Source organism: Planctomycetota bacterium, assembly GCA_016872555.1.
Lineage (GTDB): Bacteria > Planctomycetota > Planctomycetia > Pirellulales > UBA1268 > F1-20-MAGs016.
In genome coordinates this window covers 38457-62599 of sequence record VGZO01000025.1, presented here as the reverse complement: position 1 = coordinate 62599, position 24143 = coordinate 38457, and the positions used below count along the sequence as shown (strand labels likewise).

The 24143-nt window shown below is 71.1% G+C and carries 19 protein-coding genes and 1 pseudogene; 9 read left to right on the top strand and 11 right to left on the bottom strand.

Going from position 1 to position 24143, the window contains the following annotated elements; translation table 11 throughout:
• Positions 1-77 precede the first annotated feature (77 nt).
• Positions 78-1310, top strand: a pseudogene (locus FJ309_10175) (VCBS repeat-containing protein).
• 21 nt (positions 1311-1331) lie between these two features.
• On the opposite strand, the gene FJ309_10170 reads toward FJ309_10175, so the two are convergent.
• The 6 genes from FJ309_10170 to FJ309_10145 form a co-directional block, all read right to left on the bottom strand.
• The gene (locus tag FJ309_10170) at positions 1332-2285 is read right to left on the bottom strand and encodes a sugar phosphate isomerase/epimerase (protein ID MBM3954962.1); all 954 of its coding nucleotides are present in this window, start codon (positions 2283-2285) and stop codon (positions 1332-1334) included.
• A gap of 36 nt (positions 2286-2321) precedes the next feature.
• Positions 2322-3497: a hypothetical protein gene (locus FJ309_10165; protein ID MBM3954961.1), complete on the bottom strand. Its 1176-nt coding sequence runs from the start codon at positions 3495-3497 to the stop codon at positions 2322-2324.
• 330 nt (positions 3498-3827) lie between these two features.
• The gene (locus tag FJ309_10160) at positions 3828-5123 is read right to left on the bottom strand and encodes a PEP-CTERM sorting domain-containing protein (protein ID MBM3954960.1); all 1296 of its coding nucleotides are present in this window, start codon (positions 5121-5123) and stop codon (positions 3828-3830) included.
• A gap of 396 nt (positions 5124-5519) precedes the next feature.
• On the bottom strand, positions 5520-6098 hold the full coding sequence (gene hisI, locus FJ309_10155) for a phosphoribosyl-AMP cyclohydrolase (protein ID MBM3954959.1): 579 nt from the start codon (positions 6096-6098) through the stop codon (positions 5520-5522).
• A gap of 223 nt (positions 6099-6321) precedes the next feature.
• Positions 6322-6921, bottom strand: coding sequence for a hypothetical protein (locus FJ309_10150; protein ID MBM3954958.1), 600 nt, complete (start codon positions 6919-6921; stop codon positions 6322-6324).
• Between the two features lie 302 nt (positions 6922-7223).
• Positions 7224-10043: a hypothetical protein gene (locus FJ309_10145; GenBank protein MBM3954957.1), complete on the bottom strand. Its 2820-nt coding sequence runs from the start codon at positions 10041-10043 to the stop codon at positions 7224-7226.
• A gap of 302 nt (positions 10044-10345) precedes the next feature.
• Here FJ309_10145 and FJ309_10140 point away from each other — a divergent pair, with 302 nt between their 5' ends.
• On the top strand, positions 10346-11644 hold the full coding sequence (locus FJ309_10140; GenBank protein ID MBM3954956.1) for a pyrrolo-quinoline quinone: 1299 nt from the start codon (positions 10346-10348) through the stop codon (positions 11642-11644).
• A gap of 16 nt (positions 11645-11660) precedes the next feature.
• Here FJ309_10140 and aqpZ read toward each other — a convergent pair whose 3' ends face one another.
• The 3 genes from aqpZ to FJ309_10125 all read right to left on the bottom strand — a co-directional run bounded on the left by aqpZ (position 11661) and on the right by FJ309_10125 (position 13395).
• On the bottom strand, positions 11661-12359 hold the full coding sequence (gene aqpZ, locus FJ309_10135; protein ID MBM3954955.1) for an aquaporin Z: 699 nt from the start codon (positions 12357-12359) through the stop codon (positions 11661-11663).
• 103 nt (positions 12360-12462) lie between these two features.
• Complete coding sequence (locus FJ309_10130) at positions 12463-12864, bottom strand: diacylglycerol kinase family protein (protein ID MBM3954954.1); 402 nt, start codon at positions 12862-12864, stop codon at positions 12463-12465.
• Positions 12865-13395 carry a peroxiredoxin gene (locus FJ309_10125; protein ID MBM3954953.1) on the bottom strand — a complete coding sequence of 177 codons (531 nt, stop codon included), beginning with the start codon at positions 13393-13395 and terminating at the stop codon, positions 12865-12867.
• A 117-nt stretch (positions 13396-13512) separates the two neighbouring features.
• Here FJ309_10125 and FJ309_10120 point away from each other — a divergent pair, with 117 nt between their 5' ends.
• On the top strand, positions 13513-14478 hold the full coding sequence (locus tag FJ309_10120) for a DUF4921 family protein (GenBank protein ID MBM3954952.1): 966 nt from the start codon (positions 13513-13515) through the stop codon (positions 14476-14478).
• Here FJ309_10120 and FJ309_10115 read toward each other — a convergent pair.
• A complete protein-coding gene (locus FJ309_10115; GenBank protein MBM3954951.1) occupies positions 14456-15664 on the bottom strand; it encodes a pyrrolo-quinoline quinone in 1209 nt (402 codons plus the stop codon). The two genes, FJ309_10120 and FJ309_10115, sit on opposite strands and share 23 nt — an antisense overlap.
• A 255-nt stretch (positions 15665-15919) precedes the next feature.
• Positions 15920-16756: a dethiobiotin synthase gene (gene bioD / locus FJ309_10110; GenBank protein MBM3954950.1), complete on the bottom strand. Its 837-nt coding sequence runs from the start codon at positions 16754-16756 to the stop codon at positions 15920-15922.
• A 140-nt stretch (positions 16757-16896) separates the two neighbouring features.
• Between bioD and FJ309_10105 the strand changes: the two genes are divergently transcribed.
• From FJ309_10105 to FJ309_10080, 6 genes are all read left to right on the top strand, one after another.
• Positions 16897-17127 (top strand): ferrous iron transport protein A, encoded by a 231-nt coding sequence (locus FJ309_10105; GenBank protein MBM3954949.1) that lies wholly within the window; start codon positions 16897-16899, stop codon positions 17125-17127.
• 28 nt (positions 17128-17155) lie between these two features.
• The gene (gene feoB / locus FJ309_10100; protein MBM3954948.1) at positions 17156-19234 is read left to right on the top strand and encodes a ferrous iron transport protein B; all 2079 of its coding nucleotides are present in this window, start codon (positions 17156-17158) and stop codon (positions 19232-19234) included.
• A gap of 323 nt (positions 19235-19557) precedes the next feature.
• Positions 19558-20820, top strand: a complete 1263-nt coding sequence (locus tag FJ309_10095) for a glycosyltransferase (GenBank protein ID MBM3954947.1) — start codon at positions 19558-19560, stop codon at positions 20818-20820.
• A 37-nt stretch (positions 20821-20857) separates the two neighbouring features.
• Positions 20858-21856, top strand: a complete 999-nt coding sequence (locus tag FJ309_10090; protein MBM3954946.1) for an NAD-dependent epimerase/dehydratase family protein — start codon at positions 20858-20860, stop codon at positions 21854-21856.
• 47 nt (positions 21857-21903) lie between these two features.
• Positions 21904-22731 carry a class I SAM-dependent methyltransferase gene (locus FJ309_10085; protein ID MBM3954945.1) on the top strand — a complete coding sequence of 276 codons (828 nt, stop codon included), beginning with the start codon at positions 21904-21906 and terminating at the stop codon, positions 22729-22731.
• Positions 22732-22789: 58 nt separating this feature from the next.
• On the top strand, positions 22790-24121 hold the full coding sequence (locus tag FJ309_10080; protein MBM3954944.1) for a hypothetical protein: 1332 nt from the start codon (positions 22790-22792) through the stop codon (positions 24119-24121).
• The last annotated feature ends 22 nt before the right edge of the window (positions 24122-24143 follow it).

Here is a 24143-nt window from a genome sequence, read left to right as displayed (position 1 = left end):
CGGAATTGGTCTGACGGCGCACCGGTGGCATCTGCGGCGCTGCCGCCGCGACCCTGCTCACGCTTCGGAGAAACTCCATGCGCCGGCTCGGCTGGTCGATCGGGCGCTGGTGGTCGGCGGCCGTGTCGCTCGCGGCCGTCGGGCCTGTGCTCCTGGCGCCCCTCGGGCCGGCCGCCCGCGCCGCGGAGAGCGGCTTCACGCAGCGGGTCGTCGATCCCCATGCCGGTGAAATCTGCTACGCCGTCACGCTCGCCGACGTCGATGGCGACGGCCGGCAAGACATCGTCGTGGTCACGGAGCGGGCCGTCCTGTGGTATGCGGCACCGGCATTGCCCGACGGCGCGTGGCAGAAACACACCGTCATCCACGACCAGACGCCGCGCGACAACGTCTGCATCGCGGCGCACGACATCGACGGCGACGGGCAGATCGATTTCGCGCTTGGCGCCTCGTGGCCGACGACCGGCACGCTCCACTGGCTCAGCCGCGGGAACAGCCTCGACGAACCCTGAACCGTCCACGGCATCGGCCCGCTCCACTCCACCCACCGGATGCGGTTCGCCGACGTCCTCGGCACGGGCGGCCCGCAGCTGGTCGTGTCGCCACTGACGGCGGTGGCCGGGGCGGCAGGGGTGGAGTTGACGGCGCTGGCAGTGCCCGCCGACCCGGCGATGGACCGCTGGCTCCCCACCGTCCTCGACCGCACCCTCAATCGGATGCACAACCACACCCACGCCGACGTCGATGGCGACGGGCCGACCGACACGCTGACCGCCAGCCGCGAGGGGGTGCACCTGATCCGCGGCGCCAATACCACGCGGGAGCAGCTCTCCCCCGGCATCGCCGGCTCGGCGCCCAACAGCGACGGCGCGGGGGAGATCCGCCTCGGCCGCCACGCCGACGGCACGCCGTTTTTCGTCACGGTCGAACCGATGCACGGCACGGCGGTGGCGGTGTGCCACCCGTCGGCCGGAGGAGTGCTGGCCCCCTGGGAGCGCGCGGTGATCGACGTGGGCTACGTACGCGGCCACGCCCTGGCGACGGTCGATCTCGACGGCGACGGCGGCGACGAGATCGTCTTCGGGTCGAGCGACCCGTCGGCGGTCGCCGGCCACGGGCCGACGGTGGCGGTCTACCGGGCCGATGCCACCGGACGGCACTGGGAGCGGAGCGTGCTCGACGCCGGCGGCGTGGCGGTCGAGGACATCGCCGTCGGTGACCTCACCGGCGACGGCCGCCCCGACATCGTCGCCGTCGGCCGCGCGACCCACAACGTCAAGCTCTACGTGAACATGCTCCCGCCGCGGTGAGGGTGCTGGCTCCGCGCCCCCTCACCCGTACAGCGCCTGTTCCATCTGCTTCCGCACGGTCGTCAGCCGGGCGACGTCGCCGCCGCCGACTTCGGCCGTCGCCCAGCCGGAGAAGCCGATCGCGGAGAGGGCCTCGCGGACTTCTCCCCAGGGCACGTCGTCGTCGGGGCTGACGATGTCGACGAACGAGTTTTTCTTGCGGCTGAAGCCCTTGATGTCGAGCTTCACGCAGCGGTGGCCGAACTGCCGGATCCAGTCCTTCGGCTGGCCGTATTTCCAGTGGTTGCCGATGTCGTAGTACATCCCGATCCACGGGCTGTTGAACGAATCGACGAACGCGATGAATCTCTCCGGGCCCTGCTCGGGGGGGGCGTCGTGGTCGTACATCATCCGGTTCCAGACGTTCTCGACGAGGATCGGCTGGCCGAGCGATGCCGCCAGCGGCAGCACCTTCTTCAATTCATTGCGGCAGCGCTCCTCGATCTCTGCTGTCGGGCCATCCCCCCCCTGGCCGACGACGATCAGCACGCCACTGCCGCCGGCAGCATGGGCCACGCGGAGGCAGTGCTCGAGGTTCGCCACGGCGGTCGCCCGCTCGGCGGCGTCGGTGCTGGTGAGCCGCTGTTGCCAGTGGGCATGGTTGATCGCGTTGTGGACGAAGACTCCCGACTCGGCGACCGCCGCGCGGGCCTCGGCCGGCGTGTAGAGCGCGGCCTGATCGAGATCGACGCCGTCGAACCCCGCCTCCTTGGCAAGCAACAGCCGCGCGGCCAGGGGCAGCTTCTGCCCGCCGCTCTCCCCGGGGATCATCCCGAGCTTGCAGGACAGGAGGATCCGCTTGCCGGCCGGCGGGGCGACGAGCGCCCCCGCGGCGGGCGTGGCGTCGGCACCGCGCGCCGGGGCGGCGAGGGCGAGCGCGGCCGGGGCGGCGACGAGCAGGTGGCGGCGCGAGACGAGCGGTGAAAACACCGGCATGGCAGGGACTCCGGAAGCGGACACACGGTCGGCCCGTCAGCGGCCGTCCCACCACAGCGGCGGGCCATCGAGCGCACGGGCATGGAGCGAGCGGAACTCGGCGAACGCGCCGTCGGTGGCGGTGAGCGCCTCGAGCGTGGCGGCGCCGGTGGCCAGCGCCCCCTCGATCTGGCGCTCGTCGACCAGGCCGATGGCCCGGATCGTGTCGAGCGCCGTGGCGATCCGCGGGTCGGCGCGGAGCCGGTCGCCGGCCTGCGGCCGGGGGCGCGTGCCGTCGGCTTCGCGGCGCTGGAACCACACCGTCTCCCAGGCGCCGTCGGACAGGCGCACCTGGAACACCGACTCGATCGTCACGCGCCGCGCCTGCGGGTCGAGGTTCAGCCGGGTGGCGCGGAACCGCCCGGCGGCATCCGCCTGGCCGCGGGCGCTGGCGACCCAGCGCCACGGATCGGCGGCCGGGCGGGCCCCCCCGAGGCCCCCGAGGAGACTCTCGAGGCTCCCGCCGAGCGTCTCCTGGAGGAGCGGGAGGATCGCGGCGGCATCGGCGGCCTGGTCGCGCCGCACCTGGAGGTCGCCGACCCCCTGGAACGTCACCGGCCCGTCGAGGGCGTCGGCGAGCAGCGCCAGGCGCGCCTGCCAGGTGCGGTCGTCCTGGGGCAGGGGCGGGAGCCGGTCGGCAAGCGCGGGCGGCTCGGCCGCGGGATCGATGCCCAGCGCCACCACATCACGCCGCAGCCTCTCGGCCTGGCGCGTCTCGGCGCCGTCGAGGCCCTCCGCCCAGGCCCAGCCGACGATGCGCCGCGCGGCGGGATCGGCCGCCTGCTCGCGCTTCACGCTCTTGGCCGGCAGGCGCAGCCAGGTGAACGGTGCCCGTGCGGCGGGGTCCTTGGCCGGGTCGGCGAGGAGCCGCTCGATCCGGGCCGACTCCGTCTCGAGGAACGTCCGCCGTTTGTCATCCTCGGGGAGGGTGGCGAGCGTGGCCTCGATCCGCCGGCGGACATCCTCGCGGGCCGCCAGGGCGTTGACCCGGTCGTCGCGCACCGCCTCGCGCTCGAGCTCCGGTGCCGCCTCGGCCAGCCACGCGCGGCGGACGACGAGCGTGAGCGTGCCGTCGTCCTCGCGGCGAACGATCCGGCCGCGGATCGCCCCGTGCTTGGCGATGGTGACGACATCGACGCCGTCGGCGACCGCCGGTGTGGAGACGATCGCCACACTCCCCATCAGCAGCGCCCTCAGCCACCGCGCCGAGGCCGTACCGAAAAATCCATGGCACGAAACAGGCAGTCGCGCTGCCTGCGGGCCGGAAGGCGGCTGAATCGCGCGGATCGTCATGCCGGTCGACCGTGAAGCTGGTGCAACGCCGGACACTGTCCTGCGCTTCAGTCTACAGTCGCGGCAGCGACCGGGCCGACCGGCGGTGGAGCCGATCCCGTGCCGTCGCCAAACGACGACGGCCGGCCCGCACGGGGCCGGCCGCAGCCGTGGTCATCGTCGCAGTCGTCCCGTCCTGCAGGTGTCAGCAAGCCGGTCGGGACGCTTCGTTCACCCGTTGGCCACCTTGGATTGTCCCTGCCGACGGCGGCGGATCCCGAAGACTCCGGCCATGCCACCGGCCATCGTCGCCAGCACGATTGACGAGGGCTCCGGCACCACCGTCAGCGTTCCGGTAGTGGCATCGAACCTCACCGCCTGCTCGATCGTGGCGTTGTATGCCTCCCACTGGCCGTTGCCCTTGTCCTCGAACGCCAAGTCCTGACCGAGGTAAGAAACGTTCGGGATGCCGCCGATATTGCTCGAGTATGAGGGGGCATCGAACAGCTTGTACGAGGAGTAGTTGGGCAGCTTCGTGCTGGACGGAAGGTTGAGGATCAAGGTCGACAGGCCGAAGTCCACGTTGCCGCTGGACTTGATCGAGTTGTATGTCGAGCCCTGGGTCGTACCCGAGATGTTGAAGATCGAGGATGCGGTATCCAGGAGTGTCAACGAACCGGTGTTGAGGATTCCGCTACTGCCGTTGGTGCCCGCCCGCACCGCACCCTCGACGAGAACGTTTCCAACACGTCCGACACCACGCAGCGTGGCACCGGAACTGACCAGGACGTTCGAGGCGGCGTTCGTGCCGTTGATGATCGTCGTACCACCTTGGAGGAGCGTGTCGCCGGTATAGGTGTTGTTGCCGCCGAGGATCAGCGTGCCGGGGCCTGTCTTGGTCAGGCTGGCCGATCCCCCCGTCTCGGAGATCACGCCCGAGGCGTTGATCGTGCCGGTCGCGTTCGTCAACGCAAACGTACGTACTCCGGACATCTTGATGTCGTTGGCAATCGCCACCGACGACGCCGCCGTCTGCGAGACATTGCCGGCGAGGACGACCGACGAACCGCTCAGCGAGTAATTCACCGCCGACGTGAACCGTAGAGCTGCCCCGGACGTCGCCGAAATCCGAAAGTCGTTGACGGTGTTGATCGTCGTCGGGCGGTTGGTTCCGCTCCCGAAGATCAGCGTGTCGCCGGCCCCCGTCCCGGCGGGAGCAGTGCCTCCGACCCAGTTGGCGCCGGTGCTCCAATTGTTGTTGGCGCCGTTTCCGTTCCAGGTAACGGTCGCCGCTGCACAAGGCAGAGCGCACATCGCCAAGGCGACGGCAGCCAGGTGGCAAACGCGACGGGAGAGCATGGTGGCGAGCGAGATGCGCATGGGACGGTCCTTGGCTGACAGGGCGGTGGTGAAGACGGGTGTTGGGTTTCCAACCGACTTGCTGACGCCCATAGGCAGTGCAGGGACCGTGCCAAATCCGAAACCAGCCCTCGAAAATGAACGGAAAAAATTCGTAAGCCCATTCATGGAAAGACTTTGCGGAATTATTTCCGGCCTGAGAAAGGGTCCGGAAATGGCTCCCTTGCGAACCCCGAGTCACCATTTTGGTTAGCCCGGGACTCATCACTTTGGTGAGGCTCACCAGATTGGTGATTGCCTGTTTTTGCCCCCCCAGAGGGGTTTTAGGCGGCATCGAGGCCGCGGGGCGTGACCTCGCCGAGCCTCACTTTGGGCCGTAAGGGTGGCGCCCTCCGTCGATCCCACGCCTGCCCTGCGACAGCCCCCTTCGGCAATTGAGCGGAGCCGGGGGCCGATCAATCCGCTCGCCCGGCCCGCTACGGCAACAGCTCCTGCCCGATGCCGGCTTCAAGACGCAACCGGCTGGGGCGCCGAAGAGGCGCATACCCGCCGCCCTACGCCAGCCTACAGCTGGGTCGGGTTGGGGGCGTCGCCGTAGACCGCCCGGGGGTCGAAGACCTTGCCGGTCTCGGTGAACTCAAGCGCCGTGCCCGCGGAGCGTTCGCTGCTGACCGGAACGCGCCGGTAGAAGCACGAACGGTAGCCGACATGGCAGCTCGCCCCGCCGGCCACCTCGACCCGCAGCCAGACGCAGTCTTGGTCGTCGTCGATCCGCATCTCGACGATCCGCTGGACCAGGCCGCTGGTGGCCCCCTTGTGCCACAGCTGCTTGCGGCTCCGGCTGTAGTACCAGGCTTCGCCGCTCTCGATCGACCGCGACAGCGCCTCGCGATTCATCACCGCCACCATCAGCAACTCCCCGCTGCGATGGTCTGTCGTGACGCAGGGAATCAGCCCCTGCTCGTCGAACTTGGGGGCCAATTCCACCCCCTCCTCCACCTGCTCGACACTCGCCCGCGGCGCGAACAGTCGTCCGTCGTCGTGCACCTGACACCTCCGAGCCGTCAAACCCACCGCCCTGGTCAGCCGCCCTGGTGACCGCCGCAACGAAACGGGCCCCGGCGTATGCCCGCCGGGGCCCATTCCACGATACCCCCAATCCGTCGTCGTGACTCTCCTCAGGTCACCCGCCCACCGGGGCGGCGGACGGGATGGGGACTATCGGCGTGTGCAGTTTCGAGATTCGCTTCCTCCCGGAGGCTGGCCGGGACGGTGAACGGGCACAATCGGCACCATGGCGTTCGGGCGACTAGGGCGCGATGCCTGCCAGCCGATCACCGACGGTGGCGAGCACCGGTCCGGACGGTCACGGAGTCAGGAACCGGCTGCCGGCCATGGCGAACCCCTTGCGGCTCAAGCCCAGACTGACCGCCTGGTAGCCCCCCGTGTAGGTGTCCAAATCGCTGTCCTCGGTCGGCAGAGTGGTCACGTCGTCGACCACCAGCGCGGCACCGCCCCAGCTCGGGTAGGGGTCGATGCCCGACTTCGCAGGCCGCGAGTTGATCGCCATCCACGGCAGAGTCGCGCCGAACTCCGTCTTCTCGGAAGCTGCTTCCTTCGCGGTGATCGCCGTCTTGACCGCCAACGGGAGCTCGATGCTCACAGGCGCCGCCACGACCGGCTGGGCGATCGGCGTCGGCGCGGGGTCTGACAGCGCGGCCAACGAGCCGCGCGTCACGGTCGCGTGATCGACATCGAGCGACTTGGCCCAGGAGGCTTCGGCCACACCGATCGAACGGGTCTCGGGGGGATCGATCCAGGTGATCGTCTCGCCCTGCGAAACGGCTGCAGTCAGGCTCGCGGCCAGCAGGCAGGACACCAGAGTCTTCCCGAACGTGAGGAGAGAGCGCATCGGAAAACCTTTGTGGTTAGGCCCCACAGGCACCGGCAATCGCACCGGAGCCACGCATCCTCCGCGAGAAGAATCAGCGGAACCCGGGGTCGGGAAAACCCAACCCGAACGCCTACCGGAAACAGCCAGGCATATGGCCGAGACACGGAAGACCAAGGAACCAAAAGAGACTGCAAGCGGACGCGATTACGCGACCTTCGGCGACGATGACCGATGCTTGCAGTAGCGGTTCCTGGGAAAGAAAGAACTTGCGGACAGGTGGAGAATACAAAATCGCCAGAGTTGGTCAACAGGTTGGCAAAAAACTCATCAGTTCCTAACAAATGAGCTCGTTCTCGTTGTTTTCCTGCAGTTTTTCAGGGTGCCACCGCTGGAATGTTCGCCCCGGGGGTTGCATCCGGGGCGCCGTCGATGCGGGTTTGGACCTCGGCGAGGATCAGCGGAAGGAACACGATCCCGGAGTAGTGGTTGGCGTACATCTCCACCAGCCGATCGCGGGGCAGGCCCGCCGCCGTCGCCAGCCGCCGCGAGTGCTCCGGAGGCACGACGTCGTCGAACCGGCCGCAATAAATCCAGGTGCTGTCGCGATCGTAGCGGTGGGCCAGGCGCAGCGGTTCGATCGCGGAGAGCGTGTCGCGGACCATCGTCGGGTCGAGCCCCGAGCGGGCCAGATCCTCACGGAGCTTCGCCGCGTCCTTCTTGCCCTGCTCGATGACGCCCGCCAGGTCGCCGCCGGCGAGCATGATGAAAACGCGGTGAAAACCGCGGTCGAGCCCCGCCGTCGTGGCGGCCACGAAGCCCCCCAGGCTCGTCCCCTGCAGCGCGATCCGCCCAGGATCGACCAGCGGCAGTGCCGCGGCTGCGTCGCGGGCCCGCCGGACATCGGCGACGGCCTGCCGGACGGCGAGCACCACCGCTTCGCTGCCAAGTCCCGACTGGGGGGGGCGACGGCGGCCGTAAAATGGCAGCTGGACCATGAACGCGTGGACGCCCCGGGCGGCGAGGCTGCGGGACACGAGCCGGCCGACGGTCATGCCGCCCCCCGACTCGTGGACGACGATGCAGGCCGCCGCCCGCTTCGGCACGCCGGCTCCGTCGCGGGCCTGGTACCACTCCATCCAGACCGCGTCGTTCGACGGCACGCCGCCGGCCCTGGGGGAGGGGAAGCGGACGAGGAGGTCGCCGGGGCCCTTCCCCGGCTCCTCGAGCTCGACGGTGAACGCCTCCGGTTTCCAGACCAGCCCGTCGAGGCACTCCCGGGCGTCGGCCTGCGGATCGATGCCGGCGGCGAGTGAATCGGTGGCTGGAAAACAGGCCCCCGGAGCCACGCGGACCGCCGCCGCCGCGTCGCGGGCCTCCGCCGGCACTTTCTCGAGGAGGGCGCCGAAATCGAGCCGCACGCTGCGGCATTCGGCCGCCGGCTTGCCGTGGGCGGCGTGGGCGACATGGAGGACGAGCTGCTCGGGCACGAAGAGGACGTTGTGGAGGTTGGAGCGCATCGCCACCGGGCGGTCCATGAGGTGGAAAGCCGAGGTTTCGTCGAGTTTCCCGTGGGCCTCCTCGACCCGGCCGCGGAGGCACGCGAGCCGATCCCCCGCCGAGAGCACGACGGAGTCGGGGATCCCGGGCCCGAGCAGCGGGTGCGCCTCCCCCGCGCCGACCACCTGCAGTTCGGCGGGGGTCGCCGCCACACCGACGGCCCGCCGGCTCTTGCCGTCGGCGAAGACGTAGTAGTATTCGCACGTCCGCGGGTTGTCGCGCCACAGGGCGACGACCTCGTCGAGGGTCGAGCACTCCTCCAGCGCCCGGCGCATCAGCGTCGCCATCGGCACGCCGTCCCACTGCCCCTCGCCGCGGCCCCCCATCTCGCCGAGCGAGATCGACCGGGCGTTCATCCCGCTGACGCTGCCGGTGAACCCGGCGTAGCCGACGTTGACGAACGGAATCATCCCCGTGGGGACGACGACGAACGCCGCCGCCGCGTCCTGGAGGCCGATCTCGGTCATGTAGTCGAGGACCCGGCCGTGGTAGAGCACGCCGTCGGCGGTGGCGCTGCCGGAGACGGCGAACCCCGAACAGTGGAACAGCTCGGGAAAGACGTTGACGACGGCGAACAGCTCCGGATCGACGCCGAGGGCCGCGGCGAGGGCGTTCGTCTCGGCTTTGTGGCGCTCGGGGATGTGGGGGGCGAGGCGGGCGGCGGCCCCGGCGAGCCGGTCGCGGAACCACTCCCCGGTCCGGATCGTCTCCACCGTCCCGACGACGTGGAGCACCGAGTCGATGCACCGGTGCGCTTCGACGGCGAGCAATTCCCCGTGGGCGCGGCCGATTTCCTCGGGTGTGCCGTGGAGCGTCACCACCCGCATCCCGTCAACCCACTCGAGACTGCCATGAGGGACACGCTTCCCGTCGCCCGAGGGGTCGAGAAGCGTCGGCCCGGGGGCGAGGATTTCCAGGGCGCGGCGGGCCCCGCGGGCCAGTTGCCGCTCGATGTCCCCGCGCGGGACCCTGTTGACCCGCAGCCCAGGCCACTCGGCGAGGGGCGCCGCATCGCCGGCGGGGGCGAGGACGAGATCGACGTGGACGTCCCCGGCACGCAGCGCGAGCGTGTCGGGGGCCGGGAAGGCGAGGGTGGCGTCGTCGAGCTTCCAGGCAGCCGCGGCCGGGTCGTAGCGAACCCCGAGGATCCCGGTCGCCAGCCCCGCGACCCCGGCGGCGCCAGGCTGGGCGAGAAACGGCAGCGCGGCCACGGCGGCCGAGTCGGGGGACACCAGCCGCGCCACCGCCCCCCCCGGGGCGAGATGGTCGGGGCCGACGAAATCCCCCTCGCCGAGGTGGACGACCCCGTGCCGCGGGAGGGCGAGGGCCACCCCCTCGGCCCGGCGGCGGATCGTGGCGGCATATTCAGGATGCTCGACGACGAGGTCGAACGCCGTGGCGTCATAGCGGGCCAGGCGGAGCGTCGCCTTCTGCTTGGCAGCGCCGCGGGCGTCGAGGACGACGGTCCCCGAGATCGCGAAGGCATCGCGGGTAACGCTGACGCACTCCCACCAGGGGGCCAGCGACGTGGCCAGCGACGGCGGCTCGGCCGCCCCCCCCGGCAGTGCCAGGAGCGCCGCCACCATCCCCCAACTCCAGACCGTGCTCGTCTTGCTCGCGCGCGACACGTATCCCATGAGACGTCCCCCGTTCACGCCCGTCCCCGCGCACCGCGACCGGTCCGTCCGATCCGGCGCCCCATGGGGCGAGTCTCCCGCCGGATGCGGCAGAGGGCAAGGGGAACCGCGGGGCGCAAGCGCGCTTTCGGCCGACGTCGGGCGACAGGCGCCTCCCGGCGCGGGACCGGACCGCGCCTACCCGGTCTTCCCTGGCCAGTTGACCGTCGCTCGGCCACCGTCCTAGGCTCGCCGCTCGCCGCGCCCCTCGCGTGCCGCCACCGGCGCGGCCATTTGATCCCCATTTCCCGGAGCCCCGCACCATGGCGTTCTCCCGCCACCGGCAGTTCGTCACCGTCGCCCCCCTCGCCGCCAGCCTGCTCGCCGGCCTGTCCCTCGGCGCCCGGGGCGACGACTGGCCGACGTTTCGCGGCCCGGCCCGCAGCGGCGTGGCGACCTGCGGCGGCCTGCTCCAGTCGTGGTCCGAAGGGGGTCCGCCGCTTGTCTGGAAGACCACCGGGGCGGGGCGGGGCTACGCCAGCCCGGCGATCGCCGGCGACCGCATCTACACCCTCGGCGACGGCCTCTCGACGACGCCCGGCGACGCCGACGAATACCTCACCTGCTTCGAGCGCGCCACCGGCAAGGCGCTGTGGCGGACGAAGACCGGCAAACCGTGGACCGACGGGCAGGCCACCTGGCAGAGCTCGCGGAGCACGCCGACGGTCGACGGCGACCGTGTCTACGTGGTCACGCCGTTCGGCGAACTGGTCGCCTGCCACTCCGCCGACGGCAAGGAGCTGTTCCGCGTCAACCTCAAGGAGCAGTTCGGCGGCAAGAAGGGGGACAGCTGGGGCTACAGCGAGTCGGTGCTGATCGACGGCGACCGGCTCGTCTGCACCCCCGGCGGCGAGAAGGCGACGATCGTCGCCCTCGACAAGAAGACCGGCACGCCGATCTGGACCTGCTCGCTACCGGGCGACCGCGGCGCCGGCCACGCCTCGATCGTGGTCGCCGAGGTCGGCGGCAGGCGGATCTACGTCCAGACCACCGCCAGCGGCGCCCTCGGCGTCGACGCTGCCTCCGGCACGCTGCTGTGGACCTACCCGATCGACCAGACGACGGCCGTCATCCCGACACCGATCGTCCGCGGGGATCTGGTGTTCTTCTCGGCCGGCTACAAGCGCGGTGGGGCGCTGCTCAAGCAGGTGCCGCAGGCCGACGGCACGGTGAAGGTCGAGGAGGTCTACGGCCTCAAGCAGGACCTGGCCAACAAGCACGGCGGGATCGTGCTCGTCGGCGACCACCTGTACGGCGACTCCGACGACCGCGGGATCCCGTTCTGCGCCAACCTTTTGACCGGCGAGGTCGCCTGGAAGGAGCGCGGCAGCGGCAAGAACTCGGCGAGCGTCATCGCCGCCGACGGCCACATCTACATGCGCTACTCCGACGGCACGCTCGCCCTGGTGAAGGCCGACCCGCAGGCCTACCGTGAGGTCAGCGCCTTCAAGATCCCCGACAGCGGCGACCGGCCGAGCTGGTCGCACGCGGTGATCGTCGACGGGCTGCTCTACCTGCGCGAGGGGGACGCGATCCTCTGCTACGACCTGCGCCGGAAGTGAGCGTCGCCGGCGCCGCTCAGTCTTCGGCCTCGTCGACGACCCGGTAGAGGAGGCCGCCGAGCGCGCCGCCGATCAGGGGCGCCAGCCAGAAGAACCACACCTGGTAGGCGATCGCTTTTCCGAAGGAAGCGGCGATCAGCGCCGTGGCGGTGCTCCGCGCGGGGTTCACGGAGCAGTTCGTGACCGGGATGCTCACCAGGTGGATGAGCGTCAGGCACAGCCCGATGGCGATCGGGGCGATCACCGACCCCGACTGCTTGTCGGTGGCGCCGTGGATCACGAACAGGAACACGGCCGTCAGCACCACCTCGGCCACGAAGCAGGCCGCCGCGGAATACTTTGTCGGGGAGTACTCCTCAAAGCCGTTGCAGGCGAAATTGCCGAGGTCGAAGTCTGGCTGGCCGTTGGCGATCACGAACAGCACGAAGGCGCCGAAGCAGCCGCCGAGCGTCTGGACGGCCCAGTAACCGATCACGTCCTTCCAGGGAAACCGCCCGCTGACGGCGAGGCCGAGCGTGACCGCCGGGTTGAGGTGGCAGCCGGAGACGTGACCGATGGCGACGGCCATCGTCAGCACCGTCAGCCCGAACGCCAGCGCGACGCCGAGAAACCCGATGCCGAGATGGTTGTCGTACTGGGCGGCGAGTACGGCACTGCCGCAGCCGCCGAGGACCAGCCAGAACGTCCCGATGAACTCTGCGAGGAGCTTGCGCATGGGGGATCTCCGGAAAAAAGCGGGGACGACCGCGGATCGCGGTCGTGCGATGCGGCACGGTAGCTTCCGCGCCGTGCGCGGGTCAACCTGACGCGGGGGCTGTTCAGCGGCCTGCCGGCAGGCTGTCCAGGATCCGCCACAACGGCGGGCCGAAGACCAGCCCGCCGACCACCACCGCCGTGCCCGCCGCGACGAGGACGGCGGCGCTGGCGATGTCGAGGGCGTCGCGGATCCGCGGGTGGCGCGGCACGCCCGGCGCCCGGACCAGCGACTCGATCGCCGAGTTCACCAACTCGGCGACGAGGACGCCGCCGACCGCCAGGGCCAGCAGCGCCAGATCCCGGCGCGGCACGCCGAGCATCAGCGCCGCGGCGACGACCGCGACCGCCGCCGGGAGGTGGACGGCGAAACTCGATTGGCCGCGGATCCCGCGGGACAACCCCCGGAAGGCGTCGGTGAACTTCCGCCGCCAGCTCCGATGCTGACCCCCCTGGCCGGAGGGCACCTACCCCACCTTCACGTACGGGTCGCCCTTCTTCCAATTGCACGGGCACAGCTCGTCGCTTTGCAGCGCGTCGAGGACGCGGAGCACCTCGGCGACGTTGCGCCCGACCCGCCCCTGGTTGACGTCGACCCACTGGATGACGCCGTGGGGATCGACGATGAACGTCGCCCGCAGGCAGTAGCCCTCGGTCTTCTCGAGGATTCCGAGCTCCGGGGCGAGCTTCTGCGCGGCAAGCAGGGGGTAGCCGAGCTTTTCGAGGTCGGGATGGGCGCGCCGCCAGGCGAGGTGGGAATACTCGTTGTCGGTGCTGCCACCGACGACCGCGGTGTCGCGGTCGGCGAACGCCTTGAGCTGCTTGTGGAACTCCGCCAGCTCCGTCGGGCAGACGAAGGTGAAGTCCTTGGGGTAGAAGAAGTACACGACCCAGTGGCCGGCGTAGTCCTTGTTCGACAGGGTCTTGATGTCGTCCTTCCCCGTGCCGACGCAGGCCGGGGCGGTGAAGGCGGGGAAGGGATCACCGACGGTGAGCATGCGACGGTCTCCGGAAGCGGGCGGGGCGGCGGAGAGTGTACGGAGGCCAGGCACCTCCTTCAACGCGCCCGCCACCGCCCCGGCGCGGTGCTCGGTCCATCCCCGGTGACAAGCCCGATGCCCGACCAACGACCCCGCCTCGCCGACGACGCCGCCGTGCCGAGGAGGGTGTTCGTCGCTCCGGGGCGCGCCGCACGGCCGCTCGAGATTCCCGGCTCCGCCGAACTGGCGACGTGTCCGTTCTGCGCCGGCCACGAACACCTCACCCCGGGCGAAGTGGCGCGGCTGCCGGAATCGGCGGCGCTGCCGTGGAGCGCCCGGATCATCCCCAACCGCTATCCGGTCGTCGCCGACGGCGACGACGCCCTTCCCGCCGCGTCCGACCGGTCGCCGGCCGCCGGACCTCCCGCCCACGGCGTCCACGAAGTGCTCGTCGAGTCGCCGCGCCACGACACCTGCATCCTCACCGTCGACCCGGCCGCGTGGCGGCTGGCATGGGAGGCCTGCCGGCGTCGGTTGGCGGCGCTGGCGGCCCGCGGCGACCTGGCCTGGACCACGGTCTTCAAGAACTCGGGGCCCGCGGCCGGCGCGTCGCTGGGGCACGTCCACAGCCAGCTGGTCGGGCTCGGGTTCGTCCCCCCGGTGGTCGCCGCCGAGCTCGCCGGCGCCGCGCCGTTCTCACGCCAACTGGACGAGGCCGCCGCGGAGGAGCGCGTGGTCGCCACCGCCGGTGGACTGGTCGCGCTGGTGCCCCGCGCCCCCCGGCAGCCCTACGAGGTCTGGATCGTGCCCCGCGCGCCGCGGCCGTGGTTCCACGCCGACGCGGACGCGGCGGGGGCGATTGCCGACCTGACGCGCGATGTCGTCGGCCGGATCCGCACCCTCGAGCCCGGCGCCGACTACAACTGGTGGCTCCACCAGGCGCCGCTCGTCGGCGCCGAGCCGCCCGGGTGGCACTGGCACCTCGAGATCCTGCCGCGTCTCTCCGGGATCGCCGGCTTCGAGCTGGCGACCGGCTGCCACATCACCACCGTCGGCGCCGCCGAGTCGGCCCGGCGGCTCACTTCCATTCGTAGGCCGTGACGCCCTCGAGATCGCGCACGTAGACGGTGCCCCCCTCGACGGCGAGGTGGGCCCAGCTCTCGCGCTCGGCGACCTTCGCCTCGCCGAGCTGCTCGTACTTCTCCGGCGTGGCGCGGATCAGGCGCAAGTCCCCGGTCTCGTCGAGGGCGAGGATCCTGTCGCCCTGCGCGACCATGCTCCAGTAGCGGCCGAACGGCGTGGTGATCCAATCCTCCTTGCCGGTCGCCAGGTCGAGGCAGGCGAAACGCTGGTTGCGGAGGTGGACGTAGGCGTGGCCGCCGAGGACGATCGGACTCGACATGTAGCCCTGCACCTTGTTACGCCACACCGTCTCGACCGACCGCGGCCCGTCGGCCGCCGGCGTACCGAGCGCGAACAGGAACGACCCACCGCCATACGTGGTGGTGAAGATCCGCCCGTCGATCACCGTCGGGGTGACGATGTTCATCCCGCGGAACGCCTCGACCGGCGTCTGCCACAGCACCTTTCCCGACTCGGGATCGATGCCGGCGAGGAACTCCCGCGCCTGCACGAGGATCTGCGGCACGCCGTCGAGCGTGGCGACCAGCGGCGAGGAGAAGGCGCTCCCCGACATCCCGCCGGCGTCGGCGAGCACGCGCCACACCACCTTCCCGGTCGCCTTCTCGAGCTTCACGAACCCCGACCCGGCCTGGACGAAGACATTGTCACCCACGATCAGGGGGCTGGAGACGAAGCCGAACGCCGGCAGCGGGCTGTCGAACTCCTTCATGAAGTCCTTCCGCCACAGTTCCTTGCCGGTGGCGGCGTCGAGGCAGACGAGCATGTCGCGCATCCCGGCGACGTACAGCCGCCCCTCGTCGACGGCCGGGGTGGAACGGATCCACGAGCCGTTGGAGATCGCGAAAAACGGGACGGTCATTGCCCCCTCCCACGACGCCTCCCAGACCTGCTTGCCGGTCTTGCGGTCGAGGGCCCGGACGTGCTCGGTCTTCTTGTCCTTGGTCTCGGTGACGAACACGAGGTCGCCGTCGATCACCGGACCTGAGTAGCTCGGGCCGAACTCGACTCGCCACGACTTCACGAGACGGTCCGACGACAGCCCGTCGGGCCAGGTCGCGCCGGCGACGAAGCCGTCGCGCGCCGGGCCGCGCCACTGCTGCCAGCGGCCGGAGGCGGCGAGATCCTGGGCGGGCGCGGCAAGCATGGCGCCCGCCAACCCGCAGGCCGCCGCGGCCCGCAACGCCGCATTCCACCGGTCTCCCAACCCCTGGCACCCCTGCAGCATGATCCACCCCCTCACGGCACGACCCCCACGACACCATCCTCATGGTACCCGTCCCGCTTCGCCGCCACACCGACGCGGCGACGAGCGGCGCTCCCGAGACACCGGACCGACCCCGACGGCGCGCCGGACCGTGGGGGGGCGGGTGTGCCTCCTGGCTGCTCCCGCGGCCGGAGGCTACCGCTGCCCGCCGGCGCTATCCGTCGGTACCGGCACCGGCCGGCACAGCGCCAGCCAGTCGATCTCCGGCTCGATCGCCGCGGCCCCGTGCGCCAGCCCGAGCACGGGGAGCGGCGCCAGCCGGGCGGCGAGGAATTCCCGGGCGGCCACCGCGATCCGTCGGGGGTCGTCGACCGCCGCGGCCTGAGCCTCTCCCGCCGGCGGCGGCGTGACCTCCGAGAGCACGACCGCGGCGACGACCAGCCCCAGGGCGCGCGCCGCGTGGACTGTCGCCAGCGTGCGTCCGATGCAGCCGAGGCGGGAATCGTCGACGATCACCACCGGATGGCCGAGATCGCGTGCCACATCGGCGACGAGCGTCGTGTCGGACAGCGGCGAGCAGAGCCCGCCGGCCCCCTCGACGACGACCACGTCGCTCACGCGGCGCCAGACGTCGATCCCCGACCGCAAGAGCGCGTCGTCGACGGCACGCCCCTCGGCCCGGGCAGCCTCGGCGGGTGCGACGGCGGCGCGAAACACCTGCGGGCAGACCGCGGCGACCGCCAGCGGTCTGCCGGCCGCCTCCCACAACCGCCATGGATCGCCGTGCGGATCGTCGGCCGAGGTGCCGCTGGCGACCGGCTTGTAGACGCCAACCGGCACCCCACACGCGGCGAGCCGGCGGACCAGCGCGACGGCGACGGCGGTCTTGCCGACGCCGGTGTCGGTGCCGGTCACGCACAAGCCGGGCAGGCGCTGCCGCTGGTCGACTCCACTGCCACCCACGGCAAGGCCCTCCCGTGCGGTTCCGTCTTGGTTACGCCACTCCCTGTCGCTGCGATCCCCGCCGAGCATCGCCCGCGGTCGCCCGCAGCGTCGCAAAAAAACGGCCGGCGTTTGCCTCGCGCGCGGTGATCGCCTACACTTCCAACTGTACTGAGATTGAGTCTCAATTGTGCCGTTCAAGCCACAAACCGCCAAGGACAGCGTGTTCGATGGAATCGCTCGACCAGGTGGCGATCGGCGGTGCGACGCGCGTGACACGCGTCGATGGGGATGATCCGGCGGCCTGCCGGCTGTTGGAGCTCGGCCTCACCCCCGGGGTCGAAGTCCGGGTGGTGCGCCGCGCTCCCCTCGGGGATCCGGTGGAACTGGAACTGCGGGGCTACCGGCTCTCGATCCGTCGGACCGAAGCCCGCCGGGTCGCCGTGACCGCACCCCGCTGACCTTTCGCCGCCGTCTCTCGTCGTCTCCATGGCATCCCCCGCCTCGTCCGTCGCCGGCGCCGGGGAAACGGTTCTCACCGTCGTCCTGGCCGGTAACCCCAATGTCGGCAAGAGCTCGCTGTTCACGGCGCTCGCCGGCGTTCCCACCCGGGTCGGCAACTATCCGGGCGTGACCGTCGAGCGCAAGGTTGGGCGGTTCACCCACGGGGGCCGCGCCATCGACCTGGTCGATCTCCCCGGTGTCTACGGCCTCGTGCCCCGGAGCCCGGACGAGCAGGCCGCCGTCGATGCCCTCGCCGGCCGGGTGCCAGGAATGGCCCCCCCGGACTGTGCCGTGGTCGTCGCCGACGCCACCAACCTCGAGCGCAATCTGTACCTCGCCAGCCAGGTCCTCGGCCTCGGCGTGCCAGTGGTCGTCGCGCTCACGCAGTCGGACGTCGCCGGTGCCGAGGGGATCACGATCGACCACGCCCTGTTGGCGGCGCGCCTCGGCTGCCCCGTCGTCCCTGTCGTGGCGCCGGCCCGGCAGGGGATTCCCGCCCTGGCCAGCGCGATCGTGGCCGCCGCCGCCGGCCCGGTACCTCCCGCCCCGGCGGGGCTCGAGGCGATCGCCGCCGCCGCCGGTCCGGAACACTCCCCGGCCGCCCGGGAGGCGATCGCCCGCTACGCCTGGATCGAACGCCAACTTGCCGGGGTCGTCACCCGCCGCCCCCCGGCCGGCGCCGCCGCGGCGCGCCAGATCGACGAACTGCTCACCCATCCGCTCTCCGGCACGCTCGCCTTCGTGCTGGCGATGCTGGCGATGTTCTCGTCGATCTACTGGCTCGCGGCACCGGTGATGGACGGCATCGAGGCCGGCGTCGCGGCGCTCGGCGGCGCCGTGCGCGGGCTGCTGCCGGAGGGGCCGATCGCGTCGCTCCTGGTCGACGGGATCCTGGCCGGCGCCGGCAGCGTGGTCGTGTTCGTGCCGCAGATCGCGCTGTTGTTCGCGTTCGTCGCCCTGCTCGAGAGCTCCGGATACCTCGCCCGGGCGGCGTTCCTGATGGACCGGCTGCTGGCCGGCGTCGGGCTCAGCGGCCGATCGTTCATCCCGCTCCTGTCGAGCTTCGCCTGCGCGATCCCCGGAATCATGGCGACGCGCTCGATCGAGAACCGGCGCGACCGGTTGCTGACGATCATGCTCGCGCCGCTGATGAGCTGTTCGGCGCGGCTCCCGGTGTACCTGCTGTTCTGCGGGGCGTTCGTCCCGGACCGCGCCGTCGGCCTGCCCTTCATCCGCCTGCCGGCGCTGGTGCTCCTCGGCCTCTACGCCCTCGGTGTCGTCGTCGCGGCGGCGGTGGCGTGGCTCCTGACGCAGTCCGTCCTCGGCCGGTCGCGGCAGCCGTTCGTGATGGAGCTCCCCCGCTGGCGCTGGCCGCTCCCCGGCGTCGTCCTCCGCCGCGTCGCCGAGGCGGCCGGGTCGTTCCTCCACAACGCCGGCACGCTGATCATGGCGGTGAGCGTGGTGATCTGGGCGCTGACCACCTACCCCCGCGACGAAGCGGCGATCGACGCCGAGGTCGCCGCCCGGCGCGGGGCCCTCGAACGGCGGATCGCGGCCGGCACGGAGCCGGCGGCACCGGCCGCGGAGCTCGCCCGCCTCGACACCCCCGCAGGCCTGGCCGCGGCGCGCCGCGGGGCGGCACAGCGCCAGAGCTTCCTCGGCCGGGCCGGCCGGCTCGTGGAGCCTCTCGTGCGTCCGCTGGGGTGGGACTGGCGGATCGGGTGTGCGGTGCTCGCCAGCTTCCCCGCCCGGGAGGTGGTCCTCGGCACGCTCGGGGTGCTCTACGACCTCGGCGACGGCGACGACGCCGAAGGGGGCCTCGCCGCCCGCCTCCACGCGGCGACCTGGGACGACACCGGTCGGCCGGTGTTCACCCTGCCGGTGGCGCTGTCGATCATGGTGTTCTTCGCGCTGTGTGCGCAGTGCGCCAGCACGCTGGTGGTGATCGGCCGGGAGACCGGCTCGGCCGTCTGGCCGGTGGTGTCGTTTCTGTCGATGACGCTCCTGGCGTGGGTCGCCGCCTGGCTGACATTCACCGTCGCCAGCGGCCTGGTCGGCGGCTGATCACCCTTGGCGTTCGGCGATGCCCGACTTCTGGCAACATGTCGTCGCCCTCTCCGTCGTCCTGGCGGCCGCGGCCTGGCTGGTTCGCAGGCAATTCCGCAGCCGTCCGGCGCGCCGGTGCCAGGGCACGGCACCGGCAGGGGCCGACGGGTTCGTGTCGGTCACGGCGCTGGCAACCGGCCAAGGACGAGCGGGGAAAACTGGTCTTTTGACCCCTGCCCAGGGTCGCTACGTTCCCGGCCCGACCGAGCAGCCGTGCCCCACCGGATTCGACGATCCGGGAAAGGTGCCGACCGCGCCCGGCCGCCGACGCGAGGGCTTCGATGAAGGGCAATCTGGCAGTGGCGCCGCAGATCCGCGGGGCGGCGGCCGCGACTGACGCCGAGCTTCCCCGTCTGGCGGCTGTCCCCGACGGGCTGTCGGTCGCCCTGATGACGCCGTGGGACCAGCAGTGCGGCAACGCCGAATACGCCAAACGGCTCGCCGTCGGCCTCGGGCGCTTTTCGACGATCCTGCCGTTCGACATGCGGAACCTGATCGACGGCGAGAAGCGCGTCAGCCGCTGGGAGCTCGACCGCTACTTCCGCGACCTCGTCGCGGGTGTCAACCGCTCCGACGCCGACCTGGTCCACATCCAGCACGAGTTCTGCTTCTTCGCCCGGCGGATCGGCCCCTCCAACCGCCGCTTCCTCCAGGTGATGCGCGCCCTCCGCAAGCCGGTCGTGATCAGCCTCCACACCTGGCTCAAGAGCATGTCGCGCGTTCAGCGCGGCCGGCTCTCATCGCAGCTCTGCGAGAACGTCCTCCACGGCCACCGCAATCGCCACATCGCCGCGGCGCTGCGCCGTGCCGACGCGATCGTCCTCCACAGCAAGGACACCCACAAGTACTTCGTCGAGACGTTTCCCGACCTGAAGAAGCGGGTCCACGTCGTGCCGATCCCGATCGAACGGCCCGTCACCGACGTCGTCGAGCCCCCCGTCCGCAAGCAGCCGCGCGACACGTGGGTGATGCTCCCCGGCTTCGTGAGCCGCTACAAAGGACACGGCCACGTCCTGTCGGCGCTCCGCCACCTCCCCGACGGCTTCAAGCTCGTCGTCGCCGGCGGCGTCCATCCCAAGGACAAGACGGGCAACGACTACTGGATGGACCTCATCCAGCAGGCCGACGTCTGGGGCCTCCAGTCGCGGATCATCTTCACCGGGTTTCTCGCCGACCCCGCCGAGCAGGCGGCGGTCCTCGAGCAGGCCGACGTGTTCGTGCTCCCTTACGACGAGGTGGGCCAATCGGGGTCGGCGGTCCTCGCCGACGTCCTCTCCTACGACCGGCCGGTCGTGACCTCGCGCGCCCGGAGCATGTTCGTCTACCGGATGGACAAGGACACCGCCTTTTCGAGCATCGCCACCGACGTGGGCGAGGCCGAGCCACTCGCCGCCACGATCCGCCAGTGCGCCCGGTTCGAGCCGCAACTCTACGCCGAGACGCAAAAGCACCGGGCGACGGCCCGCGGGCGCTACTCGCTGGCCAACACCCAGACCGCCTACGAGCGGATCTACCGCGGCGTCCTCGCCGGCCGGACACCTTGACCGCATCGACCGTCTCCCTGTCCCGAGGATTCGTCCGATGATCGCCATTCCCTCCGCCCCCGTCGTCGTCACCGGTGCCCGGGGCTTCCTCGGCCGCCACGTCGTCCGCAGCCTCGAGCGCCGCGGCCAGAAGGTCCGCGCCGTGGGCCGCCAGGACGGCGACCTCCGCGACCCCGCCACCGCCGAACGGCTCCTCGCCGGCGCCGCGACGGTGGTCCACCTCGCGGCCGATGTCGGTGGCGTCGGCTATCTGAAGAGTTGCCCGGGGCGCGCCTTCCACGACAACTACACCCTCGGGCTCAACGTCATCCGCGCCGCCCTCCGCGGCGGCGTCGGCCGGCTCGTGCTCGCCGGAACCCCCTGCTCCTATTCCGGCGATGCGACGCTGCCGCTCACCGAGGATGCGCTGCGTGACGGCGTGCCCTCTGGTGACACCGGCACCTACGGCTACGCCAAGCTCGCCACCTCGTTGGCCGCGGCCACCCTCTGCGCCGGTCAGCCGACCGACACCGTGACGGTGATCCCCTCCAACCTCTACGGGCCGGGCGATGCCTTCAACGAGAAGCGCGGCCACGTCGTCGCCGCGCTGATCCGCAAGGCGGTTCTCGCCGCGGAGCTCGACGAGGGCTGCTTCGAGGTCTGGGGGGACGGCTCCGCGACCCGCGACTTCGTCTACGTCGCCGACGTCGCCGAAGGGATCGCGGCGGTGGCCACGGCGCCGGAGCGCTTCGACGGCGACACCTTCAACCTCGGTTCGGGACGCGAGACCTCGATCCGCGAGATCGCCTCGATCGTGGCGACCACCGTCGGCAACGGGATCCGGCCGCTGTTCCTCACCGACAAACCGGTGGGCTACACGCGCCGCGTGATGTCGGTCGACCACGCCGCCGAGCGCATCGGCTACGTCGCCCACACGCCCCTGTCCACCGGCATCCGCCAGACCGTCGATTGGCTGCGGGCCTCGGGCCACGTCGCTGCCTGGGTCGCCGCCGCGACCGAAGCAGCGGCGGCGCCTCCGATCCGCCGTGCCGCCTGATCCACGCCCCCGAAAAGTATCCCTTCCCGCTCTCCGAGGACCCACCGATGACGACGACCGCCACCGACTCGATGCCGCAGTGGATGGTGGAGGCCGAGGAGGGCAGGCGGTCGTTCATCATGGGCCACCTGCCGGCCCACCTCCCGGGCCTCGAGATCGCCCCCTACTTCCATCCGGTCTCCGACCGCTCGAAGCACGACGTGTTCTACGTCGACTGCATCGACAACGACGAGATCCAACGCAAGGCCGCCGTCAATCCGGGATCGGTGGGGCGCGAGGTGCCGTGGATCGACGCGGTCTGGGTGCCGGGCAAGCGGCTCGCCAAGTGCATCGAAGGCCGCCGCTTCGGCTATTGCATCGCCAGCCACGTCCTCGAGCACGTCCCCAACCCGCTCGGCTGGCTGCAGGAAATCCTCGAGTGCGTCGAGGTCGGGGGGCGCGTGGCGATCCTCCTCCCGCACAAGGCCTTCACGATGGACTACTACCGCCCCCTGACGACGTTCGCCCAGGTGGTGGGGTGGTCGATCGAAAAGCCGTCGCGGCCGACGGCGACGCAGGTGATGGACTTCCTGTCGCAGTCGTTCTACGACGACGGTAGCGTCTCGTTCGCCGCCGGGCTGCCGCCGTTCGCCGAGGCGCGGCGGCACTACTCCGACACCCAATCGGTCGACTTCGCCCGCCACGTCCACGCCACCGACACCTACCTCGACGTCCACTGCACCGTGTGGACGCCGGAGTCGTTCGTCGAGATCTTCCGGCGGATCCGCGCGGCTGGGCTGATCGATGCCGACGTGATCGGCCCGTTCACCGGGTTTACCGGATCGCCGCAGGCCGAATTCCTCGTCTATCTGGAAAAGACCGCGCCGGCGGCATGATTCGCCTCAAGCCGACGACCCTCCCGACCCGAATCATGTCGGGAGGGACAGGTTCCGCATGGCTGACGATCTGCCACTGGTGCTGCATGTCGGCGGCCCGAAAGCCGGGTCGTCGGCACTGCAGTACGACTTCACCTGGAATCCCCGGCGCCCGGCCCATGGCCGGCCAGGGGTGACCTACGAATACGTGGCCCTCACCGCCCGCGGCCAGCTCCGCCGGGGCCCGGGCCTCGAGGAGATGGCGTCGCGGTTCGCGGCCCACTACGCCAACAGCGGCGCGATCGAGAGCCTGTTCGCCCTGCCCGCCGCCCGGCTCGGCGGCTGCATCGCCGAGCTCCACGCCATGCGGCGCGAGGGGATCATCCCGGTCCTCAGCTACGAGCTGTGGCTCCACGCCGATCCGGCGCTGGTCGCGCGATTCGTGACCGCCCTCGACGCACCGCTCGAGATCGTCGCCTACGTCCGCGACCCGGTGTCGTGGCTGACGAGTGCCTACTGGCAGCGCCACGAGGCCGAGGCGACGACGATCGACGACTGGCTCGCGGCGATGCTGCCGCTGACGCGCTGGGCCGACCATCTCGCCGTCTGGCGGGAGCAACCGGCGGTGAAGCGGCTCATCGTCCGGCCGGTCGCCGGCTCGATCGCCGGCGACTTCTGCCGGGTCCTCGGCTGCGCGCCGTCGGCCGACGACATCCGCCACAACGTCGCCCTCCCCGGACCATTCGCCCGATTTCTCTCGCGGTACTCACTCCCCTCCACGACGAGCGTCTCCGAGCTGAAGTTCGCCTGGTGGCGCTGGGTGCGCTCGGCCGACAACGGCGCCGACCCGGTGGCAGGCCTCGGCCCGCTGCCGCGGGTCATCGGCCAGGAGCAGCTCGACACGATCCTCGCGGCCACGGCCGACGCCAGCCGTCGGCTGCTCGCGCTGTGCGATCCCGAGACCACCGCAGCCCTCGAGGCCGATCGGCGCTGGTGGTCGGCCGACGAGCGCGATCATCGCCTCGGTGGTCCCTGCGTCGAGCCGACGGCGGCCGAAACCGTGGCCGAGGCCGACCGGCTTCTGGCACTGTCACTCCAGGCGACGATGGCGGCCGACGCCGCCTGGCGCCGCGTGAGCTACGACTTGGCGGAAGCCCGGCGGCAGTGCGCGGCCATGGCCGAGAGCGAGCTTTCCCTGCAGATCGACGCCTCCCGCGCCGATCACCAGCGGCAGGTTGCCGAGCACCGCTGCCACGAGCTCGACCATCAGCGGCAGCAACTCGACCATCGCTGCCAGGAGCTCGACCACCGCTGCCGTGACCTCGAGTGGCACCTGGCGGCCGCTCGGCAGCGGATCGCGAAGCTCGAGCGCCGTGGGTGCCTCCCCCATCCCTGGCGCAAGGCAGCCTGACGCTTGCCCCAGCGCGAAAAAA